Annotated in this window: 18 protein-coding genes; 15 read left to right on the top strand and 3 right to left on the bottom strand. The window is 65.2% G+C overall.

What is annotated here, in order from left to right; all coding sequences use genetic code 11:
- The first annotated feature begins 7 nt into the window (after positions 1-7).
- Positions 8-895 (top strand): CDP-alcohol phosphatidyltransferase family protein, encoded by an 888-nt coding sequence (locus ACKTSM_RS11970; RefSeq protein ID WP_407874876.1) that lies wholly within the window; start codon positions 8-10, stop codon positions 893-895.
- Here the strand turns inward: ACKTSM_RS11970 and ACKTSM_RS11965 are convergent.
- Complete coding sequence (locus tag ACKTSM_RS11965; RefSeq protein WP_407876367.1) at positions 871-1,875, bottom strand: glycosyltransferase family 4 protein; 1,005 nt, start codon at positions 1,873-1,875, stop codon at positions 871-873. The genes ACKTSM_RS11970 and ACKTSM_RS11965 overlap by 25 nt on opposite strands.
- 421 nt (positions 1,876-2,296) lie before the next feature.
- On the opposite strand from ACKTSM_RS11965, the gene ACKTSM_RS11960 reads away from it, so the two are divergent.
- The 14 genes from ACKTSM_RS11960 (at position 2,297) to ACKTSM_RS11895 (ending at position 23,863) form a co-directional block, all read left to right on the top strand.
- Positions 2,297-3,397: an inositol-3-phosphate synthase gene (locus ACKTSM_RS11960; RefSeq protein ID WP_407874875.1), complete on the top strand. Its 1,101-nt coding sequence runs from the start codon at positions 2,297-2,299 to the stop codon at positions 3,395-3,397.
- A gap of 43 nt (positions 3,398-3,440) precedes the next feature.
- Positions 3,441-4,193 carry an NTP transferase domain-containing protein gene (locus tag ACKTSM_RS11955; protein WP_407874874.1) on the top strand — a complete coding sequence of 251 codons (753 nt, stop codon included), beginning with the start codon at positions 3,441-3,443 and terminating at the stop codon, positions 4,191-4,193.
- The gene (locus ACKTSM_RS11950) at positions 4,186-5,400 is read left to right on the top strand and encodes a glycosyltransferase family 4 protein (RefSeq protein WP_407874873.1); all 1,215 of its coding nucleotides are present in this window, start codon (positions 4,186-4,188) and stop codon (positions 5,398-5,400) included. The genes ACKTSM_RS11955 and ACKTSM_RS11950 overlap by 8 nt, the downstream gene beginning before the upstream one ends.
- Complete coding sequence (locus ACKTSM_RS11945; protein WP_407874872.1) at positions 5,397-6,500, top strand: hypothetical protein; 1,104 nt, start codon at positions 5,397-5,399, stop codon at positions 6,498-6,500. Before ACKTSM_RS11950 ends, ACKTSM_RS11945 begins: the two co-directional genes overlap by 4 nt.
- 9 nt (positions 6,501-6,509) lie before the next feature.
- On the top strand, positions 6,510-7,319 hold the full coding sequence (locus ACKTSM_RS11940; protein ID WP_407874871.1) for an ABC transporter permease: 810 nt from the start codon (positions 6,510-6,512) through the stop codon (positions 7,317-7,319).
- Positions 7,316-8,743 (top strand): ATP-binding cassette domain-containing protein, encoded by a 1,428-nt coding sequence (locus ACKTSM_RS11935; RefSeq protein WP_407874870.1) that lies wholly within the window; start codon positions 7,316-7,318, stop codon positions 8,741-8,743. The genes ACKTSM_RS11940 and ACKTSM_RS11935 overlap by 4 nt, the downstream gene beginning before the upstream one ends.
- 28 nt (positions 8,744-8,771) lie before the next feature.
- Positions 8,772-10,082: a glycosyltransferase family 4 protein gene (locus ACKTSM_RS11930; protein ID WP_407874869.1), complete on the top strand. Its 1,311-nt coding sequence runs from the start codon at positions 8,772-8,774 to the stop codon at positions 10,080-10,082.
- A gap of 16 nt (positions 10,083-10,098) precedes the next feature.
- Positions 10,099-11,289 (top strand): polysaccharide biosynthesis/export family protein, encoded by a 1,191-nt coding sequence (locus ACKTSM_RS11925; protein WP_407874868.1) that lies wholly within the window; start codon positions 10,099-10,101, stop codon positions 11,287-11,289.
- Between the two features lie 146 nt (positions 11,290-11,435).
- Positions 11,436-12,632 carry an acyl-CoA dehydrogenase family protein gene (locus ACKTSM_RS11920; protein WP_407874867.1) on the top strand — a complete coding sequence of 399 codons (1,197 nt, stop codon included), beginning with the start codon at positions 11,436-11,438 and terminating at the stop codon, positions 12,630-12,632.
- 34 nt (positions 12,633-12,666) lie between these two features.
- Positions 12,667-13,803 (top strand): acyl-CoA dehydrogenase family protein, encoded by a 1,137-nt coding sequence (locus ACKTSM_RS11915; protein ID WP_407874866.1) that lies wholly within the window; start codon positions 12,667-12,669, stop codon positions 13,801-13,803.
- Between the two features lie 394 nt (positions 13,804-14,197).
- On the top strand, positions 14,198-15,517 hold the full coding sequence (locus ACKTSM_RS11910; RefSeq protein WP_407874865.1) for a multiheme c-type cytochrome: 1,320 nt from the start codon (positions 14,198-14,200) through the stop codon (positions 15,515-15,517).
- 2 nt (positions 15,518-15,519) lie between these two features.
- The gene (locus ACKTSM_RS11905; protein ID WP_407876366.1) at positions 15,520-17,463 is read left to right on the top strand and encodes a hypothetical protein; all 1,944 of its coding nucleotides are present in this window, start codon (positions 15,520-15,522) and stop codon (positions 17,461-17,463) included.
- Between the two features lie 2 nt (positions 17,464-17,465).
- On the top strand, positions 17,466-19,418 hold the full coding sequence (locus ACKTSM_RS11900; protein WP_407874864.1) for a hypothetical protein: 1,953 nt from the start codon (positions 17,466-17,468) through the stop codon (positions 19,416-19,418).
- Complete coding sequence (locus ACKTSM_RS11895) at positions 19,418-23,863, top strand: hypothetical protein (protein WP_407874863.1); 4,446 nt, start codon at positions 19,418-19,420, stop codon at positions 23,861-23,863. The genes ACKTSM_RS11900 and ACKTSM_RS11895 overlap by 1 nt, the downstream gene beginning before the upstream one ends.
- A gap of 29 nt (positions 23,864-23,892) precedes the next feature.
- Here ACKTSM_RS11895 and ACKTSM_RS11890 read toward each other — a convergent pair whose 3' ends face one another.
- Positions 23,893-24,774, bottom strand: a complete 882-nt coding sequence (locus ACKTSM_RS11890) for a metallophosphoesterase (RefSeq protein ID WP_407874862.1) — start codon at positions 24,772-24,774, stop codon at positions 23,893-23,895.
- Between the two features lie 2 nt (positions 24,775-24,776).
- Positions 24,777-26,615, bottom strand: coding sequence for a cytochrome c3 family protein (locus ACKTSM_RS11885; protein WP_407874861.1), 1,839 nt, complete (start codon positions 26,613-26,615; stop codon positions 24,777-24,779).

Genomic DNA, 26,615 nt, shown 5'->3' with positions numbered 1-26,615 from the left:
GCCGCGCGTGAGCAAGCGCGAATCTGTCCCGGCACACGTCACCGGCCGTCCTCCGGAACTCGAGGACTGGCTCAATCGCCGGCTCTATCACCCGCTTTCCGCGCGGCTCGCTAACGCGCTCGCGCCGACGCCGGTGACCCCCAACGCCGTCTCGGTCGCGGGAGGGGCGCTGGTCGTCCTCGCGGCCGGGCTCTACGCCTCGGGCCTCGGCATTGCCGCCGCCGCTGCCGGACTCGGAATTCACATGGCATGGCACGTGCTCGACGGTGCCGATGGCGACCTGGCGCGCATGACCGGGCGGGCGAGCGCGGCCGGAGAGATCGTCGACGGGGCAAGCGACTATCTCAGCCACCTCGTGCTCTACATCGCACTGGCGAGCGTTCTGGCAGACCAGATCGGCGGGGCTGGATGGCTGCTGATGATCGCTGCCGGCATTGCCCGCGCCTTCCAGACCACATTCTACGAGACCCAGCGGCGGCAATATGGCTGGTGGGTGCATGGCAGCGCCTGGCTGCGCTCCGGTGAAGAAGAGGCGCTCGGAGCCGCGCGCGGTCCGTTCGGCGGGCTGACGCGCCTCTATCTCGCGGTCAGCGACTGGATGGCGCGCGGAGGTAGGGCGCTCGACACGCGTTTCGAGCGCAGCGACGAGGCGGGCCGCGAGGCATTGCGCAAGGAAGTCCGGCGGCAGGTGCTCCCGGTGGTGCGCGCCGCGATGCCGCTCTCGTCCAACATCCGGACCATCGTCATCGGCATCGCGATGATTGCCGGCCTGCCGATACTGATCGTGGTCTTCGAACTGGTGGTGCTAAGCCTGGTGCTGGCCTTTCTCGCCGACCGGGCGGAGCGGGCCATCGCGGCCGTGCTCGCAGCTCAGCCGCCGACCAATTCGCGATAGATGGCGACATTGGCGGCGGCGAAATCGGCCCATCGCAGGGTCCTTGCGCGCTCGAGGCCCTTGCTGCGCCAGCGGGAAAGCGCATCGCGATCGTTCCACAGCGCGCCGAGCGCGGATGCGATGGCCGCCACGTCCTCAGGATCGACGGGCGCCGCCGCGCCGCCTGCGACCTCTTTCATCGCGCCCCCGTCGCTGGTGATGACCGGACAGCCGCATGCCATGGCTTCGGCGATCGGATTGCCGAAGCCTTCGCACAGCGACGGGTGAAGCAGCAGCCTGGCCGAGGAATAGAGCGCGACCAGTTCGCCATCGCTCAGTCCGCTTGCAAACCGCACCTGTCGCTCGACACCGAGCTTGCGCGCCATTGCCGCCAGCGACGGGCCTCCTGCCGTGCGGCGCTGGACGAAAACGATGAGGCAATCCGGCTTGCCGCCAAGCGCTCGTGCAAAGCCTTCGAGCGCCGCCGCGTGGTTCTTGTAGGGCGCAGATTGCCCGACCACGAGCGCGAAGGGCTGGTCCGCCCCGATCGCGAGGCGGGACAAGAGATCAGGTTCGCTCGCCACTGGGCGGAACCGTGATGCGACGCCAGAACGCGTCACCCGCAACCGGTCTGCGACGCCGGGAAAGCGGGTTTCGATCGCGTCGGCAGTCGCCTGGCTGACCGTCGCTATCCGGTCGGCATGGGCGATAGCGCGCCTGATTCCCGCAGCGAAATATGGTCGCTTGATCGCGCCTGCCAGGCTCGCATCGCACAACTGCGGCGCTGTCAGCCACATGATGTCGTGCACCGTCACGAGCGTCTTCATCCGCAGCCGTGCAGGAAGGACATTGGCCGGTGCGTGGAACAGGTCGCACCGGTCAAGATCGGCAAGTTCGGGCAGGAGCCAGGCACCGGCCGGGTGGTTAGCTCCCACGTGCACGATGCGCTCGCTGACATTGGCCGCATCGCTCAGGGGGCCTTTCGCCGACGGGCTGCGCAGCAGGCGAAAGTGCCAGTCGGGTGCCAGTTGCGGCGCGTGTGCGACCAGCTGCTGGACGACCTCGGCAATCCCGCTGGGTCGCGGGCCGATATAGCGGCAATCGATGCAGACGGTGACGATGGGACACCTGTTTGGGCGGACAGCGCGGGTTCAGGGTGAGAGTATATGGCAGTGAAGGGCGCGCGCCAGCCATGGCCGGTGCGCCTGCCAAGGTCAATCGCGCGGGCGCGGGCTATCAGCCGGTTGCCTTCCGCGCGCGGAGCCAGGGCGATTAGGTGTTGTTACTTGATTGTGTCATGTTCCTCACCCAAGAGGCGCCTTCGCAGACGGAGAAGGGAAGGGGCACACCAGCCGCGCATTCGCCCAATCGTAGGGGGCGTGCGTTCTTGGAGGCGTAGATAATGGTTCGGAAATCAGGCTCATGAAGCCGATCAGGGTCGCTCTTGTCGGTATCGGGAATTGTGCCAGCTCGCTGGTCCAGGGAATCGCGCATTACCGCGAGGACGGCGCGCGCGCCGGGCTGATCAGCGAATGGGTCGGCGAATACGGTGTCGGCGATGTCGAGATCGTGCTCGGCATCGATGTCGATGCGCGCAAGGTCGGGCGCGACCTCAGCGAAGCGATCTTCGCCCAGCCGAACAACACCACCCGGTTCGTCTCCGAACTCGCACCGCTCGATGCGCCGGTCATCATGGGCCGCCGTCTCGACGGGGTGGCAGGCCACATGACCGGAGCGGACGAGCGCGGGTTCCAGCCCGCCGATGCGCCCGATGCCAGTCAGGCCGCGATCGTCGACGCCCTGAAGGGTGCCGATGTCGAGGTGCTGGTCAATTTCCTCCCCGTCGGCTCGCACGAGGCGAGTGAATTCTACATGACCTGCGCGCTCGAGGCGGGCGTTGCGGTGGTCAATGCCATCCCTGTCTTCATCGCCAGCGATCCCGAATGGGAATCGCGCTTTCGCAGTCGCGGCCTGCCGATCGTGGGGGATGACATCAAGGCGCAGATCGGCGCTACAATCGTGCACCGCATGTTGAGCCAGCTGTTCGCATCGCGCGGCGTCGGGGTCGATCACACCTACCAGCTCAACACCGGCGGCAATACCGACTTCATGAACATGATGGACCGCGAGCGGATCGGGTCGAAGAAGCAATCCAAGACCGAGGCCGTGCAGAGCGCCCTCAGCAAGAAGCTGGACGCCTCCGATATCGTCATCGGCCCGTCCGAATACGTGCCCTGGCAAAAGGACAACAAGATCTGCTTCCTGCGGATCGAGGGCAAGCAGTTCGGCGATGTGCCGATGCATCTCGAAATGCGCCTCTCGGTCGAGGACAGCCCCAATGCCGCGGCCTGCGTGATCGATGCGATCCGCTATTGCCGCCTCGCGCGCGAACGCGGCGAAGCGGGCGCGCTGGTCGCGCCCTCGGCATTCTATTGCAAGCATCCTCCGGTCCAGATGGCCGAAGAACAGGCCGAAAAACTCCTCGCAACCCAATACGGCGCCTACCCTTGCGCGGCCGAATGAGATTGGGACCAGGCGCAAGAACGAACCAGACCGGCTGACATCCTTGACCCGAACCGCGATCATCCTGGCTGCCGGCTATGGCAGCCGCTTGCAGGCGCTCAGTGCGTCGAAGCCGCTCGCGCGCCTGGGCGCGATGAGCCTGATTGCGATCGCGGTGCGCCAGGCGGCAGCGGCAGGGCTGCGCCGCGTGATCGTCGTCACCGGGCACGAAGCCGAAGCGGTCGAGGCCGAACTGGCAATGCTCGATGCCGAACTTGGATGCGAGGTGCGCGCGGTGCGGATCGATGACTGGTCGCGGCCCAATGGCTGGTCCGTGATCGCCGGGGCGGAAGTGGTGGACGGCCCGTTCCTCCTGCTGATGGCCGATCACCTGTTTGCCGACGGTCTGCTCTGCCGGCTTGCCTCGCAGCAGCTTGCGCAATGCGATGTCATCCTCGCCACCGACCGGCCCGACAATCCGCTCGTCGATCCCGGTGATGCCACCTGGGTTGCGCTGGATGATGCGCACAAAATCGTGCGGATCGGAAAGACGATCGCGCCTTACGATGCGGTCGATTGCGGGGCCTTTCTGGCCGATGCGTCACTGCCCGCAGCGATTCGAACCGCGATCGCCGAAGGCAAGGCAGGGAGCCTGTCAGACGGGATGCAGGTCCTCGCCGACCGGGGCCGCGCACTCGCCCTCGACATCGAAGGGGCGTGGTGGATCGACGTCGATGACCCGCGCGCCCATGCGCTAGCCGAGGCCGAGGCCGGCCGGCACATCGCCACCCTGGCGCGCGAGGCTGAAAATGCGTGAGAGCCTGCGACCGGTCCTGATCGATGTCACCCGGCTGGTTTCGCGCAGTTGGACGAGGCGTCGCTCGACCGGGATCGATCGCGTCTGCTATGCCTATCTCAGGCAATACCGGCACCGTGCTCTCGCGGTCGTCCAGCATCGCGGGATGATCCGCGTTCTGGGCTATCGGCGCAGCGACCAGCTGTTCGACATGCTGCTTGCTCCCTCGCGAGGTTTTCGGGCGAAATTCGCGGCGTGGTTTCCGGCTGCATTCTTCGGCCCCGCGCCGGCGATCGATCTTGCGGGGCTGACCTATCTCAATGTCAGCCACACCGATTTCGACCTGACCGAGCAGATTGACTGGATCGAGCGAAACCGGCTTCGCCCGGTCTATTTCGTTCACGATCTCATCCCGATCCTGCGCCCCGATCTGTCCCGCCCGCACGCGGTGGCACGCCATCAAGGCCGGGTGCGGCGCGCTCTTCGCCATGCAGAAGTGATCGTGGTGGCATCGCAGGTCGTCGCGCGAGACCTCGCCGCCTATGCCCGCAGCCATTCGCTGCGCTTGCCGAGGATCGTGATCGCCCCGCTGGCAGGGCAGGACCTGTTCGCGCAACCCGCCGGCAAGACCGCGGCAAGGCGCGAGGACCGCCCGCATTTCGTGTGCGTGGGGACCATCGAGCCGCGCAAGAACCACGCGCTCCTGCTCGATGTCTGGACCGAACTTGCCGACAGGCTGGGCGATGATACGCCTGTGCTGACCATCGCCGGCCAGACCGGCCCGATGACCGGAACCATCCTTGATCCCTTGCGCAAACGCGCGGGCCTTTCAAGGCATGTGAGTGTCCGGCACGATTGCCGCGATGCCGAACTGGCGGGGCTGGTCGCGAACGCTTCGGCCCTGCTGTTTCCCAGCCTTGCCGAAGGCTTCGGACTTCCGCTGGTCGAGGGGCTGGCCGCGGGCACCCCGGTGATCGCCAGCGACATCCCGATCTTCCGCGAGATCGGGCAGGGATGCGCGCAACTGATCGATCCGGGTAACCCGGCCGCCTGGCGCGATGCGATCTGCGCGGCTGCCGGAATACCGGTTTGCCACGATACGCGCGCAGCGCGCGCGGATGCCTTTGCCGCGCCGAGCTGGGCCGATCATTTCGAACTGGTCGAGGCCGCGATCATGCCCGGCGGCTTGAAAACCGCCAGCGCTTGTGAAAGCAGCCTTGTGGCATGACCCGTCTGAGCACTTTCGCGCGTTCGCTGCACCCATTGGTGCTGGTGACCGTCGTCATCCCGACCCTGATTGCGGTCGCCTATTACGGCGTGCTCGCTGAAGACGTCTATGTCTCCGAATCGCGGATCGTGGTGCGCAGCCCGGTGCAATCGGCCCCATCGGCGCTCGACGTGGCGCTCGACCAAACGGGCTTCGGTGCGGCGAGCGAAGGCAACAATGCGGTGGTCGCCTATCTCCAGTCGCGCCAGGCGCTTCAGCAGGGCAATCGCGACGGCCTGATCCGCGAGGCCTATAGCGGCGACGATATCTTCTGGTTCGACCGGTTCGGCACCGTTTGGGGCGCGAGCGAGGAACAGCTCTACGAATATTTCAGCGACAAGCTCACCGTCGATGAGGGCGCGACGACCCAGATCCTCACGATCAGCGTGAGTGCATTCGATCCGGCCGAGGCCCAGGCCATCAACGCCCGGCTGGTCGCGCAGTCCGAGGAACTCGTCAACAGCCTTGCCGGACGCGCGCAGAGCGACCTGATCGCGATCGCCGAGAGCGAAGTGGACGAGGCCGCCGACGCCGCGCGCCAGGCCGCGCTCGAGCTTGCCAGTTTCCGCGAGACAAGCGGGGTTGTCGATCCCGAGCAGCAGTCCGAGGCAGGGCTGCAGATTATCTCCAAGCTCCAGGACCAGCTGATCGCGGCGCAGACCCGGCTGCGGCAATTGCAGACCTACACCCCGCAGGCATCGCAGATCCCGTTCCTTCAGACGCAGGTGCGCGAATTGCGCGCCGAAATCGCCAGCGCGAGGGCCGAATTGTCGGGCGGGCGCGCATCGCTCTCGCGCGCGCTGACGCGGTACCAGGAATTGCAAGTCAATGCCGAGTTCGCCGAAAGCCAGCTCGCCGCGGCCCGCGCCGGGCTGGTCGAAGCGCGCGCCGAGGCCCGCCGCAAGCAGGCCTATCTCGAACAGATTTCCGCCCCCAGCCTGCCCGATTACCCGGCGCAGCCCCGCCGCATTCGCTCGATCCTGGCAACGCTCGTTCTCGGGCTGCTCGCCTGGGGCGTCTTCTACATGCTCGCGGTCGGAGTGCGCGAGCACCGGGACTAGGGGCAGGCGATGGCATCCGCTCCGGCCCCTGTCTCAGACCCGTCCTTTGCAGCAAGCCTCAGGGTGCAAAGGCGCGTGATCGGCGCGCTTTTGCGGCGCGAGATGCTGACGCGTTACGGGCGGCACAATATCGGTTTCATGTGGCTGTTCGCCGAACCGATGCTTTTCACAATCGGCGTCACCATATTGTGGACCGCGACGAAATCGGTCCATGGCAGCGACCTGCCGATCGTCGCTTTCGCGCTGACCGGCTATTCCAGCGTGCTGCTGTGGCGCAACATGCCCGGCCGCTGCATCGGCGCGCTACAGGCGAACCTTGCCTTGATGTATCACCGCAATATCAAGGTCTTCGACATCTATGCCGCGCGGCTCCTGCTCGAATTCGGCGGAGCGACCATCTCGTTTTCGCTGCTCGCCCTGTTCTTCATCTCGATCGAGTGGATGGAGCCGCCTGAAGACGTGCTGAGCGTGGCGGCGGGCTGGCTGCTGATCGCCTGGTTCGGCAGCGCCCTGGCAATCGCGCTGGGGGCCCTGTCCTATCTCAGCGATCTCGTCGACAAGCTGTGGCACCCGTTCTCCTATCTCCTGTTCCCGCTCTCGGGCGCGGCCTTCCTGGTCGCCGCCTTGCCGCAATTCGCACAAGACATCGTGCTGTGGATCCCGATCGTCCACGGGGTCGAATTCGTGCGCGAAGGCTTTTTCGGGAGCAGCGCGCGCGCGGTCTATGACCTGGGCTATCTGGTCCCGTTCAACCTGGTGCTCAGCGTGATCGCGCTGATTATCCTGCGCTACGTGTCGCGCCGGGTGGTGCCCGAATGATCCGCGTGCGCGATCTTCACAAGACCTACCCGACGCGGTTCGGGGAGAAGGTGGTGCTCGACCAGGTAAGTTTCGACCTTGCGATGGGAGAGCGGCTCGGCATCCTCGGTCGCAACGGCGCTGGCAAGTCGACGCTGATCCGCCTGATCAGCGGGGCCGAACGGCCGACATCGGGCCATGTCGAACGGTCGATGTCGGTGTCCTGGCCGATCGCATTTGGCGGGGCCTTTCAGCCCAATCTCACCGGGCTCGACAATATTCGCTTCATCAGCCGCATCTACGACCAGGACATCGAGCGGAACCTCGCTTTCGTCAAGGATTTCGCCGAGCTCGGTCCCTATCTGGGCGAGGAGGTGCGGACCTATTCATCGGGAATGCGCGCGCGGCTCGCCTTTGCGATCTCGATGATCATCGAGTTCGACTGTTTCCTGATCGACGAGGTCGGAGCGGTCGGCGACGCGCGCTTTCACGACCGCTGCAATCGCGAGCTGTTCCGCAAGCGCGCCGACCGCGCCATGATCATCATCTCGCACGACGCTTCCTATATCCGCGACCATTGCAACCGCTTCGCCGTGCTGCACGCCGGGAAGCTCGAATTGTTCGACGAGTTCGAGGCAGCCTATGAGCGCTTCCGCGCAACGATCGGCCTCGATGGCGGCCACGAGCCAGAAGATGGCAATGTGTTCGAAGGCCGCAGGCAGATGATCGAGGCGACGCATATCGCGGCCATGCTCGATGACGGGTTCCGCACCGAGGTCCAGGCCGCCGACTGGAAACGCGATGAGGGCGCCTGGACCGAGGCCGAAGCGCTTTATGCAAGCGCTCTGGCGATCTTCCCCTACCAACGCTCATACTGGGTCCAGCTTGCGCACATGGCAAAGGAGCAGGGCGCATTCGAGCGGGCCGAGATCGGCTATCGCACCGCCATCGCGCTTGGCGAACCCGATGAAGAGGTGCGCGATCACCTCGCCTTCGTTCTTGCCCGGCAGGACGCCTCGCTCGCGCACTATCCGGCCCGCGCCTATTCGGGGATGCAAGCGCATGAGGCTGCGCCTGCCGCGCCCGATATCGCGCTGCTCGCCCGCGTTGCCTGGGGCAAGGAGACGATCGACGATGCGACCATGCTCGCCCTGCTGCGCGGGTGCGAGAATTGCGACGCGGTGCTGGGCGCGATGATTGCGGATGACCGCTTTGCCGCTGCCCGCCGCTTGGTATCCGACGCGCCCCGGCCCGATCGCGGCGCTGCCCTGTCATGGGCCGAACGCCTCGCCACAATCGCGCTTCCCGGCGACGATATCGACGAAAAGCGCGCCTGTGCGCGCGCCATTCAAGAGGCAGATGATCCTTGGGCAGCGCTGACAGCGGCCGGCGGGTTTGCCAATTGGCCGTCGCTCGTGACAGCAAGCCAGCCGGTGCCGGCATGACACAATCTTCAACGAAAGGCGGGGTGACGTGGCCCGGATCCTGATCGACGGCTACAATCTCGGCCTGGAAAAGGGCACCGGGGTTGCGACCTATGCCCGCAATCTGAGCTACGAGATCGGCAATCTCGGCCACCAGATCGACGTGCTCTACGGCAACCGCGCGAGCGCGACGCGCGATGACCTGCTGCGCGAGATCTATTTCTTCGATTCCAGCGAAGACGAGCGCATCCGCCTGCTCGAGATCATCGAACAGGTGCAGCAGGCGATCCACGGCCCGCTGACCTTTCGCGCCAAGCAGATCCCGATTTCGGGCCGGGTGATCACCCGCACTTTCGCCTCGCGCCTTCCGCGTTTCGACAGGCTGTTCAATTCGCCCGACCTGTTCATGCGCGCCCAGAGCGCCTTCAAGCTGTGGAAGAAGCCATCGGCGATCCGGCTTCCGGAAAAACCCGATCTCGCGCACTGGACCTATCCGATCCCGCTGCATGTGAAGGGCAGGCCCAATCTCTACACGCTCCACGATGTCGTCCCGCTGCGGCTGCCTTACACCACGCTCGATCACAAGCGGCGCTATTTGCAAATGCTCCAGCAACTCGATCGCAAGGCCGCGCATTTCGTCACCGTCTCGGAAAATTCAAAGCGCGATCTCGTGGAGCTCGTCGGGATCGCGCCTGAGAGGATCACCAATACCTACCAGTCGGTGTCGATCCCGGCGAAATTCCGCGACAAGCCCGAAGACCAGGTCGCGCGCGAGGTCGAGGGGCTGACCGGCTTCGATCACAAGGGTTATTTCCTGTTCTGGGGCTCGCTCGAACCGAAGAAGAATATCGGCCGGATGATCGAGGCCTATCTTTCAGCCCAGGTCGATACCCCGCTCGTGATCGTCGGGGCGCAGGCGTGGAAGGCTGAGCAGGAGCTCAAATTGCTCGGCGACACCGAGACGCTTCACGGCGCGCTCGAGCGGCGGCGCGGAGCGAGGAAGCGCGTGATCCAGATGCCCTACGCCTCCTTCCCGCTGCTCGTCAGCCTGATCCGCGGGGCCAAGGCGGCATTGTTTCCTTCGCTTTACGAAGGGTTCGGCCTGCCCGTGCTCGAAGCGATGCTGCTGGGCACGCCGGTGATCTGCTCGAACACCTCGTCTCTGCCAGAGGTCGCGGGCGACGCCGCCCTGATGGTCGATCCCTACGATACGCAGGCGATCACCGAGGCGATCCGCACGATGGATGCCGATGCCGACCTGCGCGCCGAACATGCCCGGCGTGGGCGCGCTCAGGCGGCCCTTTATTCGCCCGAAGCCTACCGCGAGAGGCTCGAACCTGTTTATGACCGCTTCCTGTGAACCTATGCGCGAACCTATGACCCATTCCCGATCCGTTTCCTTTCGCGGCGCTGTTGCAGGCCTGCTCGCAATGGCGCTTGCCGGATGCAGCAGCCTTGGCGGGACGGGGCCATCGCGCGGCGCGGTGCTCGACAGCCAAGGCGCCAGCTATGCCGAGAGCGGGATCGCGGTCATTGCGATCGACGAGCCTGTCCTGGGCCGCCTGCGCGAACATGCGGCGGCAAGCAGCCTTGAGCGCACTTTCGGCGAAAGCGCGATTTCGGCGACGCTGATCGGGCCGGGCGACGTGCTCGACATCGCCATCTGGGAAGCGCCGCCCGCAGTGCTGTTCGGTTCATCAGGGCCGGGCGAAAGCGGGGCGGCGAATCTCGACGCGGCAAGCACCACGATGATCCCGCAGCAGCAGGTGAGCGAAGACGGCAGGGTCTCGGTTCCGTTTGTCGGGCGCATCCCGGTCGCCGGCCTCGCGCCCGAACAGGTCGAGGCGATCATCGCCTCGCGATTGAACGGGCGAGCCAACAATCCGCAGGCGCTGGTTCGGCTGGTCCAGAACGAGAGCCGAACGGTGACCGTACTCGGCGAAGTCGGTGCCAGCGGGCGCATGGTGCTGTCCGCGCGCGGCGAACGCCTGCTCGATGCGCTTGCAAGCGCGGGCGGGACCAGCGCGCCGATCAGCGAGACCACCATCCGGTTGTCGCGCGGCGACACCCAGGCTTCCATGCCGCTCGACGCGGTGATCGCCGATCCGCGCCAGAATGTCGGGCTGGTGCCCGGCGACGTCATCACTCTCGAACACAAGCCTTTCAGCTTCGTCGCGCTCGGCGCGGTCGCGCAAAGCGCCGAGGTGCCGTTCGAAGGCGCGGGTATCAGCCTTGCCGAAGCGCTCGGTCGGGTTGGCGGGCTCAATGATCGCCGCGCAGACGTGAAAGGCGTGTTCGTGTTCCGGATGGAGGAGGGCGCCGCGATCGATCCGCTGCTCGATGAGAGCGCGCACACGACCGCCAATGGCCTTGTTCCAGTGGTTTACAGCCTTCGCATGGACGATGCGCAAAGTCTGTTCGCGATGCAGGATTTCACCATGCGCGACAACGATTTGCTTTATGTCGCGACCGCCCCGGGGGTCGAGCTCGAACGGTTCCTGTCCGTGCTTTCAAGCACCGCTTTCTCGATCGTCGCCACCGCCAACGCAATTGACACCCGGCAATAGGGCTAGCACCGGGGTGCGGGTGATTTTTAAGACCGATTGCGTCTTTTCGCCGCCGGATTGCGTTGCAATTTGCAATTAGGCTTTGAGCATCGGGCAAGCCCGTGGCATCAAGGCCGGCAACTGGCAAGCGACGGAGAGCACGCCCGATGAATCTTGATTTCACGCCCGAGGAAACAGCCTTCCGCGACGAGGTTCGCGCCTTCATCGAGGAAAATCATCCCAAGCACCTGGAAGGGATGGGCAATCGCGAGGACATGTCGCCCGAAGACATGACCGCCTGGCACAAGATCCTCGGCAAAAAGGGCTGGTCGGCGCCGGCCTGGCCGGTGGAATATGGCGGCACCGGATGGACCGCCACCCAGCGCTATATCTGGTCGGAGGAAAACGCCCGGGTCGGCACCTTCATGCCGCTGCCCTTTGGCGTCTCCATGGTCGGCCCGGTGATCTACACCTTCGGCAGCGAGGAACAGAAGAAGCAGCACCTCCCCGGCATCCTGTCGGGCGATGTGTGGTGGTGCCAGGGCTATTCCGAGCCGGGCGCAGGCTCTGACCTTGCCAGCCTCAAGACCACCGCGGTGCGTGACGGCGATCATTACGTGATCAACGGCCAGAAGACCTGGACCACGCTTGCGCAATATGCCGACTGGGGCTTTTTCCTGTGCCGCACCGATCCCGATGCAGCCAAGCCGCAGGAAGGCATCAGCTTCATCCTCATCGACATGAATACGCCCGGCGTCGAGGTGAAGCCGATCAAGCTGATCGACGGCGGATACGAGGTCAACGAGACCTGGCTCACCGATGTGCGCGTTCCGGTCGAAAATCTCGTCGGCGAGGAAAACAAGGGCTGGACCTATGCCAAGTTCCTGCTCGCGCACGAACGCTCGGGGATTGCCGGGGTCGCACGGTCAAAGCGCGGGGTCGAGAAGCTGCGCGAGATCGCGGCCAAGGAAACGCTCGGCGGTGCGCCGCTGATCGAGGACTTCGATTTCGCCCGCAAGGTCAGCCAGCTCGAAATCGATCTCGACGCGCTCGAGATCACCGAACTGCGCACGCTCGCTGGCGAGCAGGCGGGCAAGGGGCCGGGACCGGAAAGCTCGATCCTCAAGATCAAGGGCACCGAGATACAGCAGCGCCTGACCGAGCTTACGCTCGAGGCGGTCGGCAATTACGGCACACCGATGTATGGCAGCATCGCTGATCCGGGGTCAAACCAGTACCCGATCGGACCCGATTATGCCCAGCATGCCGCGGCGACCTATTTCAACATGCGCAAGACCTCGATCTATGGCGGATCGAACGAAATCCAGCGCAACATCATCAGCAAGATGATCCTCGGCCTCTAAGCGCCGCGCGAGACAAGCATTCAGGGGAAGACACGTGGACTTCAACTTCACCGAAGAACAGGACATGGTGCGCGACGGCCTTTCGCGGCTGGTGCGCGAGAATTACGATCCCGAAACCCGCCGCCAGGTGATCGCCAGCGAGAGCGGCTGGCGTCCGGAAATCTGGGCGCAGCTGGCAGAGCTGGGCATTCTGGGTATGCCTTTCAGCGAGGAGGACGGCGGCTTTGGCGGCGGTCCGGTCGACGCGATGGTCGTGATGGAAGAATTCGGCAAGGGTCTGGTCGTCGAGCCTTTCGTGCCGACGGTCGTGTTCGCGGGCGGCGTGTTCAAGCATGCAGGCAGCGCGGCGCAGAAGGAGGAGCATATCGGCGCGATCGTCTCGGGCGAGCGGGTCTATGCCTTCGCACACGCCGAGCCGCAGGGCCGCTATGACCTCCACGATGTCCAGACCAGCGCGAAAAAGGACGGCGATGGCTGGGTGCTCAACGGCCACAAGGCGGTCGTGATCGGCGCGCCCTGGGCCAGCCATCTCGTCGTCACAGCGCGCACCGGCGGCGACCGGCGCGATGAGAGCGGCATCTCGGTATTCGTCCTCGACAAGAGCGCCGACGGCGTCGTCACCCGCGACTATGCGACGGTCGATGGCCGCCGCGCATCGGAGGTCTATTTCGAGAATGCCAGCGTGCCGTCCGACGCCCTGATCGGCGAGGAAGGCGAGGCGCTTCCGCTGATCGAACGTGTAGCCGACGAAGCGATCGCGGCACTGTGCGCCGAGGCGTGCGGCGCGATGAGGGTCGCCCATGCGACGACGCTCGACTATGCCAAGCAGCGCAAGCAGTTCGGCGTTCCGATCGCGTCCTTCCAGGTTCTCCAGCACCGCATGGTCGACATGTTTACCGAGTGCGAACAGGCGGTCTCGATGACCTATCTCGCAACCATCAAGCTCGATGCCCCCGACCGCGAGCGCAAGCTTGCCGCTTCGGCTGCCAAGGTCCGCGTCGGCCAGGCCGCCCGGTTTGTCGGTCAGGAGGCGATCCAGATTCACGGCGGCAATGGAATGACCGACGAATACGCGATCGGCCATTATTTCAAGCGCCTGACCATGATCGAAAGCGAATTCGGAAATGTCGATCACCACATGAAGCGTCACGTCGCGCTGGCATCGCGCTAGGTCGGGCGGCGAGCGACGCAGGCCTCCAGCGCCAGTCGCCTGTGAAAGGGCGCGCTGTCAGTTCCAGCAATTTGCAACGGAAACGGAATCGATTGCGCTCGCCCGCGTCGCGCCTCGCCGGCATCATGTCCAGTCAGTGAGGCGACGGCTGCGTTAGGTCGTGATCCGGCGCGCATCGGTGCGGGATTCGCGCGTACCTGCCTTCTTGCGCGCGTGGGGTTAGACAGACCCGGCCCAACGGCTTTGCACAAGGCGGCTCGCGGGGCTTGCACAGCGCCGATAAAAAGGCGAAGCTATGCCATCTCGGGGGGGTGAGATGACGGGAACTTGGATCGGTCGCAGACTTGGCAGGTCGTTGGACCGGCTTGGCGCGGGATCGCTGCGTTGCCTGGCGGTGCTGGCCCTCTTCGCGCTGTATCCCGCAGCCATCGTTTACGGAAACGGCACTTTCGAAGGCGTGGCAAGCTGCGCCGGGTCCACCTGCCACGGTCGTGCCGCGGGCAATGGCGCGGTCGTTCGGCAGGACGAGATCGCGATCTGGCAGGAGCCTTCCTCGCCAAGCGGGGCACACAGCCGCGCCTACAGCGTCCTCGCCGGTCGCCGTGGCCAGCAGATTGCGCAGAGCCTCGGCCTGGGTTCGGCAACCAGGGCGAGCGAATGCCTCGGCTGCCATGCCACTTTCGTCCCACAGGCTGTGCGCGGGCCACGCTTCCAGCTTTCGGACGGGGTCGGCTGCGAAAGCTGCCACGGCGCGGCGGGCGATGCCTGGCTTGCGACGCATTACGCGCGCCCGTCCACGCACGCCTCCAACGTATCGGATGGCCTCATCCCGCTCGAAAACCCGCAAGTGCGCGCGAATGTCTGCCTCGATTGCCATTACGGATCGCAAAAGACCGGCCAGTTCGTGACTCACGCGATGATGGCTGCGGGCCATCCGCGCATCTCGTTCGAGCTCGACCTGTTCAGCGCGCTTCAGCAGCACCATGAGGTCGATGCCGATTATTCCCGCCGCAAGCGCGCGCCCGACGCGGTGCGGTTCTGGGCGGTCGGACAGGCCGAGGCGGTGCGCCGCGCGACCGGGTTGTTTGCTCAACCGCGCTTCGCGATGGAAGGCATCTTCCCGCAATTCTATTTCTTCGATTGCCATTCGTGCCATCGCGAAATCCAGGACTCGGACCGGCGCAGGCTTACGTTCGAGACCAATCCAGCACGGCCGATCCCGTTCGGCAATCCGCCCTTCAACGATGAGAACATCATCATGCTCTCGGCGGTGGCAGGGGCGCTGGTGCCCGCGCAGGCCGACGCCTTCCAATCGGCGAGCCGCGATTTTCACGCGGCGATGGGGCGTGGGAACAACGGTGATGCGCGCGCGGCTGCAACGCGGCTTTCGCAGCGGGCGCTCCAGCTTTCCACTGCGCTCAGCCAGCGGGCCTATATCGATGCCGATGCCTTCCGAGTGATCGCCATCGTCGGGGGCAATGCCACCCGTCCGCGCTTTACCGATTATGCCGGATCGGTGCAGGCGGTGATGGCGATCGACACGCTGCTCAACGCGCTCGTCACCAATGGGCGGATCACCACTGGCGCTGCGGCCTCGATCCGTTCGGACATCAACCGTGCCTATGTCGCGGTCGAGGAACCCAACAGCTATCGCCCGGCCGATTTCCGCACCGCTCTGGCATCGGCCACCACCGCCATCCGCAGGCTCCAGTGACCATGGCGCGGGGGCGGACGATAGGCGCACTGGCATCGCTCGCCATGCTGGCGGGATGCGGAGGCGGCAACAGCGCGCCTGCGGGCGGAGGCGGCGATCCGGTCCAGGGTCCGCCGCCGACCAATCCTCCCACCGGCCAGCTCTATGCCGCGCCTGCACAGGAAAGCCTGAGCGCAGGCGAAGTCGAGACGGTGATCGCTCAGGCCGCTGCCCAGGCCAGCGCGCAAGGGACCCCGGCGGTGATCGCGGTGGTCGACCGGGTGGGCAATGTCCTGGGCGTGTTCAGCATGCCCGGCGCGCCCGTCACCGCGGCTATCCCCGAAGCGCCCAACGGCCAGAACATCGATATCCAGGGGCTCGACGTGCCGACCGCGGCGGCTGCCATCTCCAAGGCGATCACCGGTGCCTATCTGTCGAGCGGGGGCAATGCGTTCTCGACCCGGGTCGCATCGCAGATCGTCCAGGAACACTTCCCGCCCGCACCCACCACTGCGGGCCTCGAAAGCGGCCCGCTGTTCGGAGTGCAGTTCAGCCAGCTGCCGTGTTCGGACCTGGTCACGAGAATGGCCGATGGCATGATCGGCCCACAGCGCTCGCCGCTGGGGCTTGCCGCCGATCCGGGCGGCTTCCCGCTCTACAAGAACGGAGTGGTCGTCGGCGGTGTCGGAGTGCTCGCCGACGGTGTTTACGGCTTCGATGACAATATCCTCGATGTCGATGCCGATGCCGATGAATTCATCGCGCTCGCCGGCACGATCGGCTTCGAGGCTCCCACCGATATCCGCGCTGACCGGATTTCGGCCGATGGCACCTCGCTGCGCTACACCGATGCGACCTATGGCGCGCTTGCCAACGTGGCTGGGGCGAATCTCGCCGGAACGCCCGGCACGCTGGTCGCGGTACGCAGCTACAACAATGGCACCATCCGGGCGGGCACCGCCTATGGCAGCGAGGCTTCGGGCGTGCGCGCTGCAAGAGCGGCCGAGTTTTCCAACCAGAATGCCTTCGTCCTGTCGGACGGAGCCGGGACCAACCGCTTCCCGGTGCGCGGTGGGACCGACGGGGCCGATATCGGCGCTCCGATCAGCAGCGCCGAGGCTACTGCCATCCTGGAAGAAGCATTCGCGGTGATGAGCCGCGCGCGTGCCCAGATCCGCCGCCCGCTCGACAGCCGGGCGCAGGTCACGATCAGCCTTGTCGACACGCGCGGACGTGTGCTTGGAATCGTGCGCTCGCCCGATGCGCCGATCTTCGGCACCGATGTCAGCCTGCAAAAGGCGCGCACCGCCAATTTCTTCTCGGGCGCCTTTGCCGCGGGTGAATTGCAGGCCGCGCAGGGCGAGGTCCCACAATTCGTCGGCCGCTTGCGCGCATTCCTGAACGATCCGGCCGCGCTGACCGGTAGCCATGCCTTTGCCGATCGTTCCGGCGGGAATTTGTCGCGGCCGTATTTCCCCGATGGCGAGGTCGGCACGCCCAACGGTCCGCTGTCGCGCCCGATCGCGCAATTCAACCCGTTCTCGACCGGGCTGCAATCGGCGCTGGTGTTGCAGAACCTCGCCCAGCATCTCCAGTTCGTCACTCTCCAGTCGAACACCGACACCGCGCGCAGCTGCTCGACGCTCCCCGATATTGCGGGGCAGGGCACGCGGATCGACAACGGGATCCAGATCTTTCCCGGCTCGGTCCCGGTCTATCGCGGCAGCCAGCTGGTCGGCGGGCTGGGTGTGTCGGGCGACGGGATCGACCAGGACGACATGATCAGCTTCCTGGGCCTGCACAATGCCGGTTTGCGCGCGGGTGGGATCGGCAATGCGCCCAAGGGTATACGCGCCGATCGCATCGTGGTCACCGTCAACGGGCGCCAGACCCGGCTGCGTTACGTAAATTGCCCCTTCGCCCCCTTCCTCGACAATCCGGCGCAGAATGTCTGCGAAGGGCTGTGACGATGGGGTTTGCGCTCGTCCCGCTGATTGTAAGCCTGGCAAGCCCGGCAGCCGCTCCGCCCCAGGCCGATGCCACGCCAGCTGGCGACCCGGCACCGGCACCGACGCCTGCGCAGCGCGAGCTATGCCTCGATGCCGATGGCAGCTACGACCGCACCATACCGGGCTGCGGACTTAACCAGCAGCAGGACAGCGAGCCGCGCGAGCTTGACCGGCCGATCATCGAGGGGCGCGAGAGGCCCGGCTTCAATCCCGAGCTGCCCGAGAGGATAGAGCAGGAAAACCAGGGCGCGATCCGCGCGCCGCCTCCGCAGGCATTCTCGCCCGACCAGGTTCCGATCCCCGATCGCTGGCGGCTGATCGACGCGGTGACTGATATCGACGGCAACCCGATGATCCGCGAGAGCCTGCTCGATCCCTACAACCAGAACACCTACAAGGGCGACCGCCCGATCAATCCGGACAAGGTGCCGTGGCTGCCGATCACTGGCGATGACTGGTTCTTCGTGGTGAACGCGATCAGCGACAGCGTCTATGAGCCGCGCACCTTCCCCATACCCGTGGGCGTCCAGACCACCGAGGACCCCGACCGGCTCGACGTATTCGGCGACGATTTTTCGACCGTGTTGTCGCAGACCTTCATCATCGGCGCGGCCCTGCTCAAGGGCAGCACCGCCTACAAGCCGCCAAGCGTCGAATACCGGCTGACCTTTGCCTACAACGTCAACTATGTCGACGTGCCCGAACGGCGGGTGCTGTTCGTCGAGCCTTCAAAGGACAGCGACCGGCTCGACCATTTTCTCGGCGTCCAGGAAGCCTTTGTCGATTACCACTTCACCCAGTTCGACAATGACCGCTTCGATTTCATCTCGATCCGCGCCGGAATACAGCCGTTCCAGTCCGATTTCCGTGGCTTCCTGTTCAACGACCAGCAATTGGGCGTGCGTTTGTTCGGCAATCGCGACAACAACCGCGTCCAGTTCAATCTTGCCGCGTTCTGGCGGCTCGAAAAGGACACCAACAGCGGGCTAAACTCGGTCGTGCAGAGCCCGCGCGACGATTTCGTCTTTATCGCCAATCTCTACCGCCAGGATTTCCTGATCCCGGCGCTGACCAGCCAGATCACGGTCGCCTACAACCGCAACCGCGAAGCCGACGACATCGAGATCGACGATAACGGCTTCCCCGTGCGCCCGGCGCTGCTCGGCGATCTGCGCGGGCGCGATTACGACGTGTTCTATATCGGCTACAATGCCGATGGCCGGATCGGGCGGATCAACATCACTGCGAGCGCCTATTGGGCGCTGGGCGAGGACCGCAACAATTTCTTCACCGGCCAGCCGGCCGATATCAACGCACAATTCGCCGCGATCGAACTGAGCTATGACCGCGACTGGATGCGATTTAGGGTGTCGGGCCTCTATCAGAGCGGCGACACCGACCCCTATGACAACGAGGAAAACGGGTTCGACGCGATCTTCGAAAACCCCGTTTTCGCCGGAGCAGACACCTCCTACTGGATCCGCCAGACCATCCCCTTTGCGGGCGGTGGGCGCGCGGTTTCGGTCAATGGCCGCAATGGCATTCTCAACAACCTTCGCTCGTCCAAGGAGCAGGGGCAGTCCAACTTCAACAATCCCGGCCTGTGGCTGGTCGGGGTCGGGGCCGATTTTGACCTCACGCCCGAATTGCGGCTGAGCGCCAATGCCAACCATTTGTGGTTCGAGGACACCGCCACGCTCGAGAACCTGCGGATCGAGGGCTCGATCCCCGACGAGATCGGCTATGACCTGTCGGCATCGGCGATCTGGCGCCCCAAGGCCAACCAGAACATCGTGTTCCGGCTTTCTGGCGCGGCGCTGCTTTCGGGCGACGGGTTCAAGGACCTGTTCGACAATCGCGGGGACGGCAGCACCTATTATTCCGTCCTCGCCAACGTGACGCTGGCCTATTGATGGAGGAGGACGCGATCTCGATCCCCGGACGCCTTTCCAAACCCCAGCTGGTGCTCGCGCTGGCCGCGCTGGTGCTCGGCCTGCCGGTGTTCCAGGGCGAAACGCAGGCGGCCGACAAGGAGACGCCGACCTATCGCGATTACAGCCTGGTGATCGCGCCGCCCGCGCCCGCGCGCCAGAGCCAGGCCGATGCCGATGCGAAGTCTGCCGGCTGCCTGACCTGTCACCGGGCGAGCGATGCCCCGACCATGCACGAAACGCCCGCAGTGGTGCTCGGCTGCACCGATTGCCATGGCGGCAATGCGAGCGTGAGCGGCAACCCGCAGCTGCCCTTCGATCACCCCGATTACGTAGCCGCGCGCGACGGCGCTCACGTCCTGCCCAAATACCCGGATAGCTGGCATTTCCCGTCCTCGGCCAACCCTGCGCGCTCCTACGCGCTGCTCAATTCGGAAAGCCCCGAATTCATCAAGTTCGTGAACCCGTCCGATTACCGCGTGGCGCGCGAGGCTTGCGGTTCGTGCCACATCCAGGCGATCGAGGCGGCCGAACGCTCGATCATGGCCACAGGCGCGATGCTGTGGGGCGGGGCGACCTACAATAACGGGATCTTGCCCTTCAAGAACTACATCCTTGGCGAAGCCTATACCCGCAGCGGCGACCCGGCGACGGTGGCGGGCATCGGCAATGTGATCGCCTCGCCGGGCGAGGGCGAGGAGGGCCAGCTTTCGCCCGAACAGGAAGCGCGCGGCGTGCTCGCGCAGCTCTACCCGCTGCCGACCTGGCACGTGATCCCGCCAGCGGACGTCTTCCGCGTGTTCGAGCGCGGCGGGCGCACGATCCTGTCGCAATTTCCCGAAATTGGCATTCCCAACCCGACCGGCCAGATCCAGCGGCTCGAGGAACCCGGGCGGCCCGATCTCAAGCAGTCCAATCGTGGCCCCGGCACTGGCCTGCGCGTCGCGATCCCCGCGCTCAACATTCACAAGACCCGGCTGAACGACCCATTCACCTGGTTCATGGGGACCAATGACCAGCCGGGCGATTATCGCCATTCGGGCTGTGCAAGCTGCCACGTGGTCTATGCCAATGACCGCGAACCGCGCCACAGCCTCGTCTATGCTCAGCACGGCCGCGACGGGCAGACGGTGACAGTCGACCCTTGCATCAATCCGCAGGCCGCAAGCGGAGCCGAGGCGCTCCAGTGCTTTGCCCGCCAATCGGTGAGCGGCGAGGCCCGCGTCCCCGGCGAGGCCTCGTCAGACCACGATTACGGCATTGCCGGTCTTCCCGAGAGCGGGCTTGCCCATGCGCGCTTTCCCGAGCCCGAGGGGCACGGCGCGCTGATCGGTCCCGGCGATGCCCGAAGCGGGGACGAACACGCCGATGATAGCCACGGTCCCGAGCGCGAAACCGGTCACCCGCTGCGCCACGTCTTTACCCGCGCCATCCCGACCGCGCAGTGCATGAGCTGTCACATGCACCAGCCCAATATCTTCCTCAATTCCTATCTCGGCTACACGATGTGGGATTACGAGGCTGACGCGCCGATGATGTGGTCGGGGCCGGAAAACGCCACGCCGCGCCCCGAGGGCATGAGCGAGGATGACTATACCGAGTTCTACAAGACGCAGCGTTTCCCGACCGCCGAACAGGTGCGCGCGATCCTCGACCGCAACCCCGAGGGCGCCGCGGCGCGCGGCATGTGGGCCGATCTCGATTTCCTGCGCAATGTCTATGAACTGAACCCCTATCTCGAACACACCCAGTTCGCCGATTATCACGGTCATGGCTGGAATTTCCGCGCGGTGTTCAAGCGCGACCGCGACGGCAACATGCTCGATGCCGATGGCGAGGTGCTGCGCCCCGGCGATGCCGAGACCGACACGCCGGAAGAGTTTGCCCGGCACGAGGAACGCTGGCGCCAGCGCTGGCGGCGCGACGGCGAGGGGCAATTCGTCGAGCCCGGCACCAACCCGGGCGAAGCTGTGCACATGATGAGCATCCATGCCGAGGTCGGGATGCAATGTGTCGACTGCCATTTCGAACAGGACACCCACGGCAACGGCCTGATCTATGGCGAGGTCGCAAACGCGATCGAGATCGGGTGCAAGGACTGCCACGGAACCGCCGATGCCTATCCCACGCTTCGCACCAGCGGGCCGGCCGCACCGCCAGAGGGTCACAATCTCGCGCTGCTGCGCAATCCCGACGGCCGCCGCCGGTTCGAGTGGATGGAGAATGCAGAGGGCCGCCGGGTGCTGATCCAGCGCAGCCTGGTCGACCCGGACCTCGAATGGGAGATGAGCCTCGTGCGCGACAGCGTCGACCCGACGACGCCGGTCTTCAACGCCCGCGCCGCGCGCTCGAAACTGATGAGCCGCTATGGCGCTGAGACCGGCCGGTTCGAGTTTGGCGACGGGATCGGGGAAAACGACCGCGCACACCAGGACGAGGAGATGGCGTGCTTCACCTGCCACCTGTCATGGACCACGTCGTGCGGCGGCTGCCACCTGCCGATCGAGGCCAACTGGAAGACGAAGTCGCATCGCTACGAAGGCGGCTCGACCCGCAATTTCGCCAGCTACAATCCGCAGGTCGCGCGCGACCAGATGTTCCAGCTAGGCGTGCACCAGACGACCAAGGGCAACCAGACCGCTCCGGTCCGCTCGTCCTCGGCGCTGGTCCTCTCCTCGACCAATATCAACCGCGAGCGGATCTACGTGCAGCAGCCGCCGATCTCGGCGATCGGCTTTTCGAGCCAGGCCTTCGCGCCGCATTTCCCGCACACGGTCCGGCTGAACGAGACCAAGACCTGCAGCGATTGCCACCTGTCCGAGGCAGAGGACAACAACGCGATCATGGCGCAATTGCTGCTGCTCGGCACGAATTACGTCAATTTCGTCGGCATGCATGCCTGGACCGGCCTCGAAGGCGGGCTGAGCGCGGTTCGCGTGACCGAATATGACGAGCCGCAGGCGGTGATCGGCTCCTATCTCCACCGCTATTCCTACCCCGAATACTGGCGCATCCATGTCGAGGACAATGACCGCGAACTGAAGAACTGGGTGCGCGGACAGGCCTTCGACGATGACCTGTCGGGCGAGACCAAGCCATTCGAGGAATTCGTCAATGTTCACGAGGGCACGCGCGACAGGGTCGGCTGCCTGCAATTGCGCGGCGAGTATCTCTTCGTCGCCGAGGGCAGCGGGGGCTTTCGCGCCTATGATGTCGCCTCGATCGCGAACAAGGGCGTGTCCGAGCGGATCATCACCGCGCCGTTCTCGCCTTTGGGTCATGACACCCATATCGATACCGAGAACGCGACCTGCATGGCGCTCGCCACCAACCAGCCGATCGCGCCCCAGCGCAACACCCCGCAAATGCGCGAGGCCAACCAGGAACAGCCCTTCCTGCCGATTTACGACTACGCGGTCATCAGCGACGCGGTCGAAGGGCTCATCCTGGTCGATGTCAACACGCTGTCAGACGGCGAATTGCGCAACAACTTCTTCGAGCGCAAGGTTTTCGCCGACGGGTCCGATGCATGGAACCCGGGCGGGGTGCTGACCGGAGCGCGCCATGTCCACCTCGCTGGCGAGGTGGCCTATGTTACCGCCGATCGCGGGCTGGTAGTGATCGACCTGTCCGATCCCACGGCGCCCAGACTCGCCGCCGTGCGCGAGCTTGCCGATGCCCGTGCGAGCGCGATCCAGTTCCGCTATCTGTGGGTCAGCGATGCCGACGGCGTGAAGCTGTTCGATGTCACCGATCTCCGCAATCCGGTAGCGGTGCCCGAGGCGACCTATCCGCTCGCCGATGCGCGGCGGATCTATGTCGCGCGTACTTTTGCCTATGTCGCAGCAAAGGGCGATGGGCTCGTCATTCTCGATGTCGAGCGCCCGCGCGCACCGCGCCTCCACCAACAGGTGACGCTCGGCGGGATGCTCAACGATGCCGAGGACGTGATCGTCGCATCGACCAATGCTTCGCTTTTCGCCTATGTCGCCGACGGGGTGAACGGGCTGAAGGTCCTGCAGCTCACCAGCCCTGACAGCCAGCGTAATTTCTACGGGTTCAGCCCTGCGCCCGTGCCCGAACTCATCGCCCATGCGAGCACGCCATCGCCGGCGATCGCGCTGTCCAAGGGGCTCGACCGCGACCGGGCGGTGGACGAGACCGGAGGGCAGATGGCGGTGTTCGGAAGGCTGGGTTCGCGGCCCTTTACCCGCGAGGAGATGGAGCGGTTGTTCCTCACTCGCTCGGGCGTGCCATGGCGCGTTTCGGACGAGGTCGAAATGGATCGCTGGGTCGGTCCTGCAGTTGCGCCGCAGCGCGGCAATACCGGGCGTGATCGAACCCCAATCCCGGGCGAACCGCAATCCGGCGCCCTAGCTGACATGGCGGCTGTGCGACCCGGTGAAGACGCGACCGGCGAGGACTGACGACAAGCCGCCGGAACAATCAGGTCGGATCACTCGCGTTCGGCGAAAAGACCCTTCATCATCGGGCGCAGATGCTCTTCGTAGCGTGCGAGCGTCTGCCACTGGCCGACCGGCTGGAAATGCGAGACCAGCATGCCCTTGCGCCACAGGTGAAGGCTGTAGAAGGGCGGTTCGGCGGCCACGATCGGGCGGTGATCGGCGTGGTCTGTATCCATCGGCCTGAGGTCGAGTGCGACCGCGGGTGCGACAGCGGGTGTGACCGATAAAGGGATGCCTTCGACCACCGAATGGATCGGGCGATGCAAATGGCCCGCCTGGATAGAGACAATCTGGCGGTGGCCTCGCACGGTCTCGTGAAAGCGCTGGAACCATTCCTCGTGCGGGCGCGGGTCCATCCATTCGATCCCGGCGACTACCGGCGGGTGGTGCATGAAGATGATCGAGGGCGTGTCGGGATGGGCGGCGAGCTCTTCTGCCAGCCAGCGGGCGCGCGTTTCGCAGAACGCGCCGCCATGCCGGCCCGGTTCGAACGAATCCACGCACAAAATGCGAAGGCCCTTGTCACCGTCATCGAAGTGGATTGCGAATTGCGCGAAGCCATCGACCGTCGGGCACTCGGGAAAAGCGCGCAGCATTTCCTCGCGACTATCGTGATTGCCGGGAATGACATGCACCGCGAACCCACATTCGCTCACGAGGTCGCGGATACGGGCATAGCAATCGGGTTGCCCGGCATCGGTAAGATCGCCTGACAGGATCAGGAGGTCGGGCTGGACGGGCTGCGCCATCAGGTGGCCGAGCACGTTGCGAAAGCGCACGAAGTTGAACTCGTTTTCCCCGGCCTCAGGCTCGAACCCGACATGTGTATCGGTGATCTGCGCGATCAGCACCTGGTCCTTGGCCGTGGTCATATTTATCGCCTCAGGCTCCCCAATATGGCGGCGACGGAGCGATTGTCGCTATCCTTGTCGTGTCCGGGGTGATCGCTCGGGCGCCAGGGCCGCGTCGGGGTGTGATAGCCATGACACATGGCGCAGCCCGAAGGCTGAATGCCCTGCGCCGGCGCGGCGCTCTCGCCCAGGTGGCAATCGCGGCACACGGCGATCTCGGGGATCAGCAGGTCGCCTGCATCCGCGGACCCTGTCGCCGCGTGGCAATCGCTGCACTCGGCGATCTCGCCGGAATGGGCGTCGTGATCGAAATGCCCCTGCAACAGGAATCGGTGCGGCAGGTTGACGGGGGTGAGATCGGCGCGCCCGGCGCTAGTCGTGGGAATGTGGCATTCGGTGCACAGCCCGCCGGGGGCAAGCGCACGGTTGATTGCGATGTAACCCACCATCGGGCGGCCGAAATCCGAATGATAGCGGCCACCGGGGGCGAACTGGCCCGGACGCTGGCGGCGCGTCGCATTCGAGCGCCTACCGGGCCTGCTGACCCGCGAGAGATCTTCCATCAGCGCACTGACATCGCCGTGGCGCAGCCGCGAGAAGCCGCCGCCGGTCTGGCCCGAGACGAGGCTGTGACAGGCCTCGCACGAACGCTCCATGTTGACCGGCGCAAAGTCGCCATAGGCCGCGGCATCGCCGCCGCTTTCCTCGATCTGCGCGGTGAGTGTATCGTCCGTCCATTCACGGTGGCAATCGGCGCAATTTAGCGGGGCGCGATATTGCGGCAGGTTGATCGCCATGCGCGCGACCCCGCCCTGTTGGTCGAGATGGACATCGTGCGGGAACAGCAACCCGCTCATTTCGCGCGGGCTATCCTCAAGCGAGATTCGCGCGGGGGCATCGGCGAAATGGGCGGTGTAGATCACCGGGCGGAACTGCGGGTGCGCATCGCCGAAATCAGATGCGTTGCCAAAATCGACATCGACCAGCCGCTCCTCGAGCGCGACGTGGCAATCGGCACAGAATTTCTCGCTTGCGGCTTCGAGCGCGACCGGTCCCTCGTGCTCGGTGTGGCACGACACGCAGCCCAGCGGCCCTTCCTTGCCGAAACTTTCGGCAATCGACCACTGGATCGCATCGCCGCGGCTCATCGGCGGCATGCCTTTCGCCTGGCGCGGCATGGCGGCATGGTCGGCAATGTCTTCGTGGCAGGTCAGGCAGGTCTCGTCCTGGACCGATACGAAGGGGGTGACGTGGCACGCCTCGCAATTTTCCTCGAGCTGGTGGTGCGCGAGGCTGAGTTCGCCGGTGCTCCAGGCGGCGTCGAAGGCGACCTGGCCCTGGGACAGGTTCTGGGGATCGTTTTCGGCGGGGCTGCGGGTGAGATGGGAGATGATCGGCACGCTGAGGAGCAGGAGCAGAATGACGCCGGCGAGAACCCAGGCCATGGCGCGTTTCGATGGCAGGGTGCTGGCCAGGGCGAAGCCGGCGAGCGCATCGCCCGCCGCCGCGTCCTTTTCCGCCTGCCGGATGGTTATCTGCACCGGAGCGCCCACGCCCTCGCGCCCGATCACGAGCCGGGAGGAACCGATCGACAGTTCGGCTCCGATATCGGGATCGATCCGCGCGCTCGTTTCCGTCCGTCCGTCCAGCCCGAAGCCGAGCCCGCTCAGCGCCTCGGCCTCGAGAGCTCCATCGTCAAGGGCGCTCAGCTGCACATGGCTTTGCTCGACCGCGAGATCGGGCAGGTGGATGTCGTTCTCCGACGCTCTGCCGATCGTGACCGCATCCTGTTCGAGCGTGCGATCGCGCACGATCTCGCGCCCGGCGGCGGTGTGGTCGATGGTGCGGATGAGGAAGGTCAC

Source organism: Qipengyuania nanhaisediminis, from assembly GCF_045862805.1.
GTDB lineage: Bacteria > Pseudomonadota > Alphaproteobacteria > Sphingomonadales > Sphingomonadaceae > Erythrobacter > Erythrobacter nanhaisediminis_A.
The sequence above is the reverse complement of the archived record's forward strand: the minus strand, read 5'-3'. Positions and strand labels throughout refer to the sequence as shown.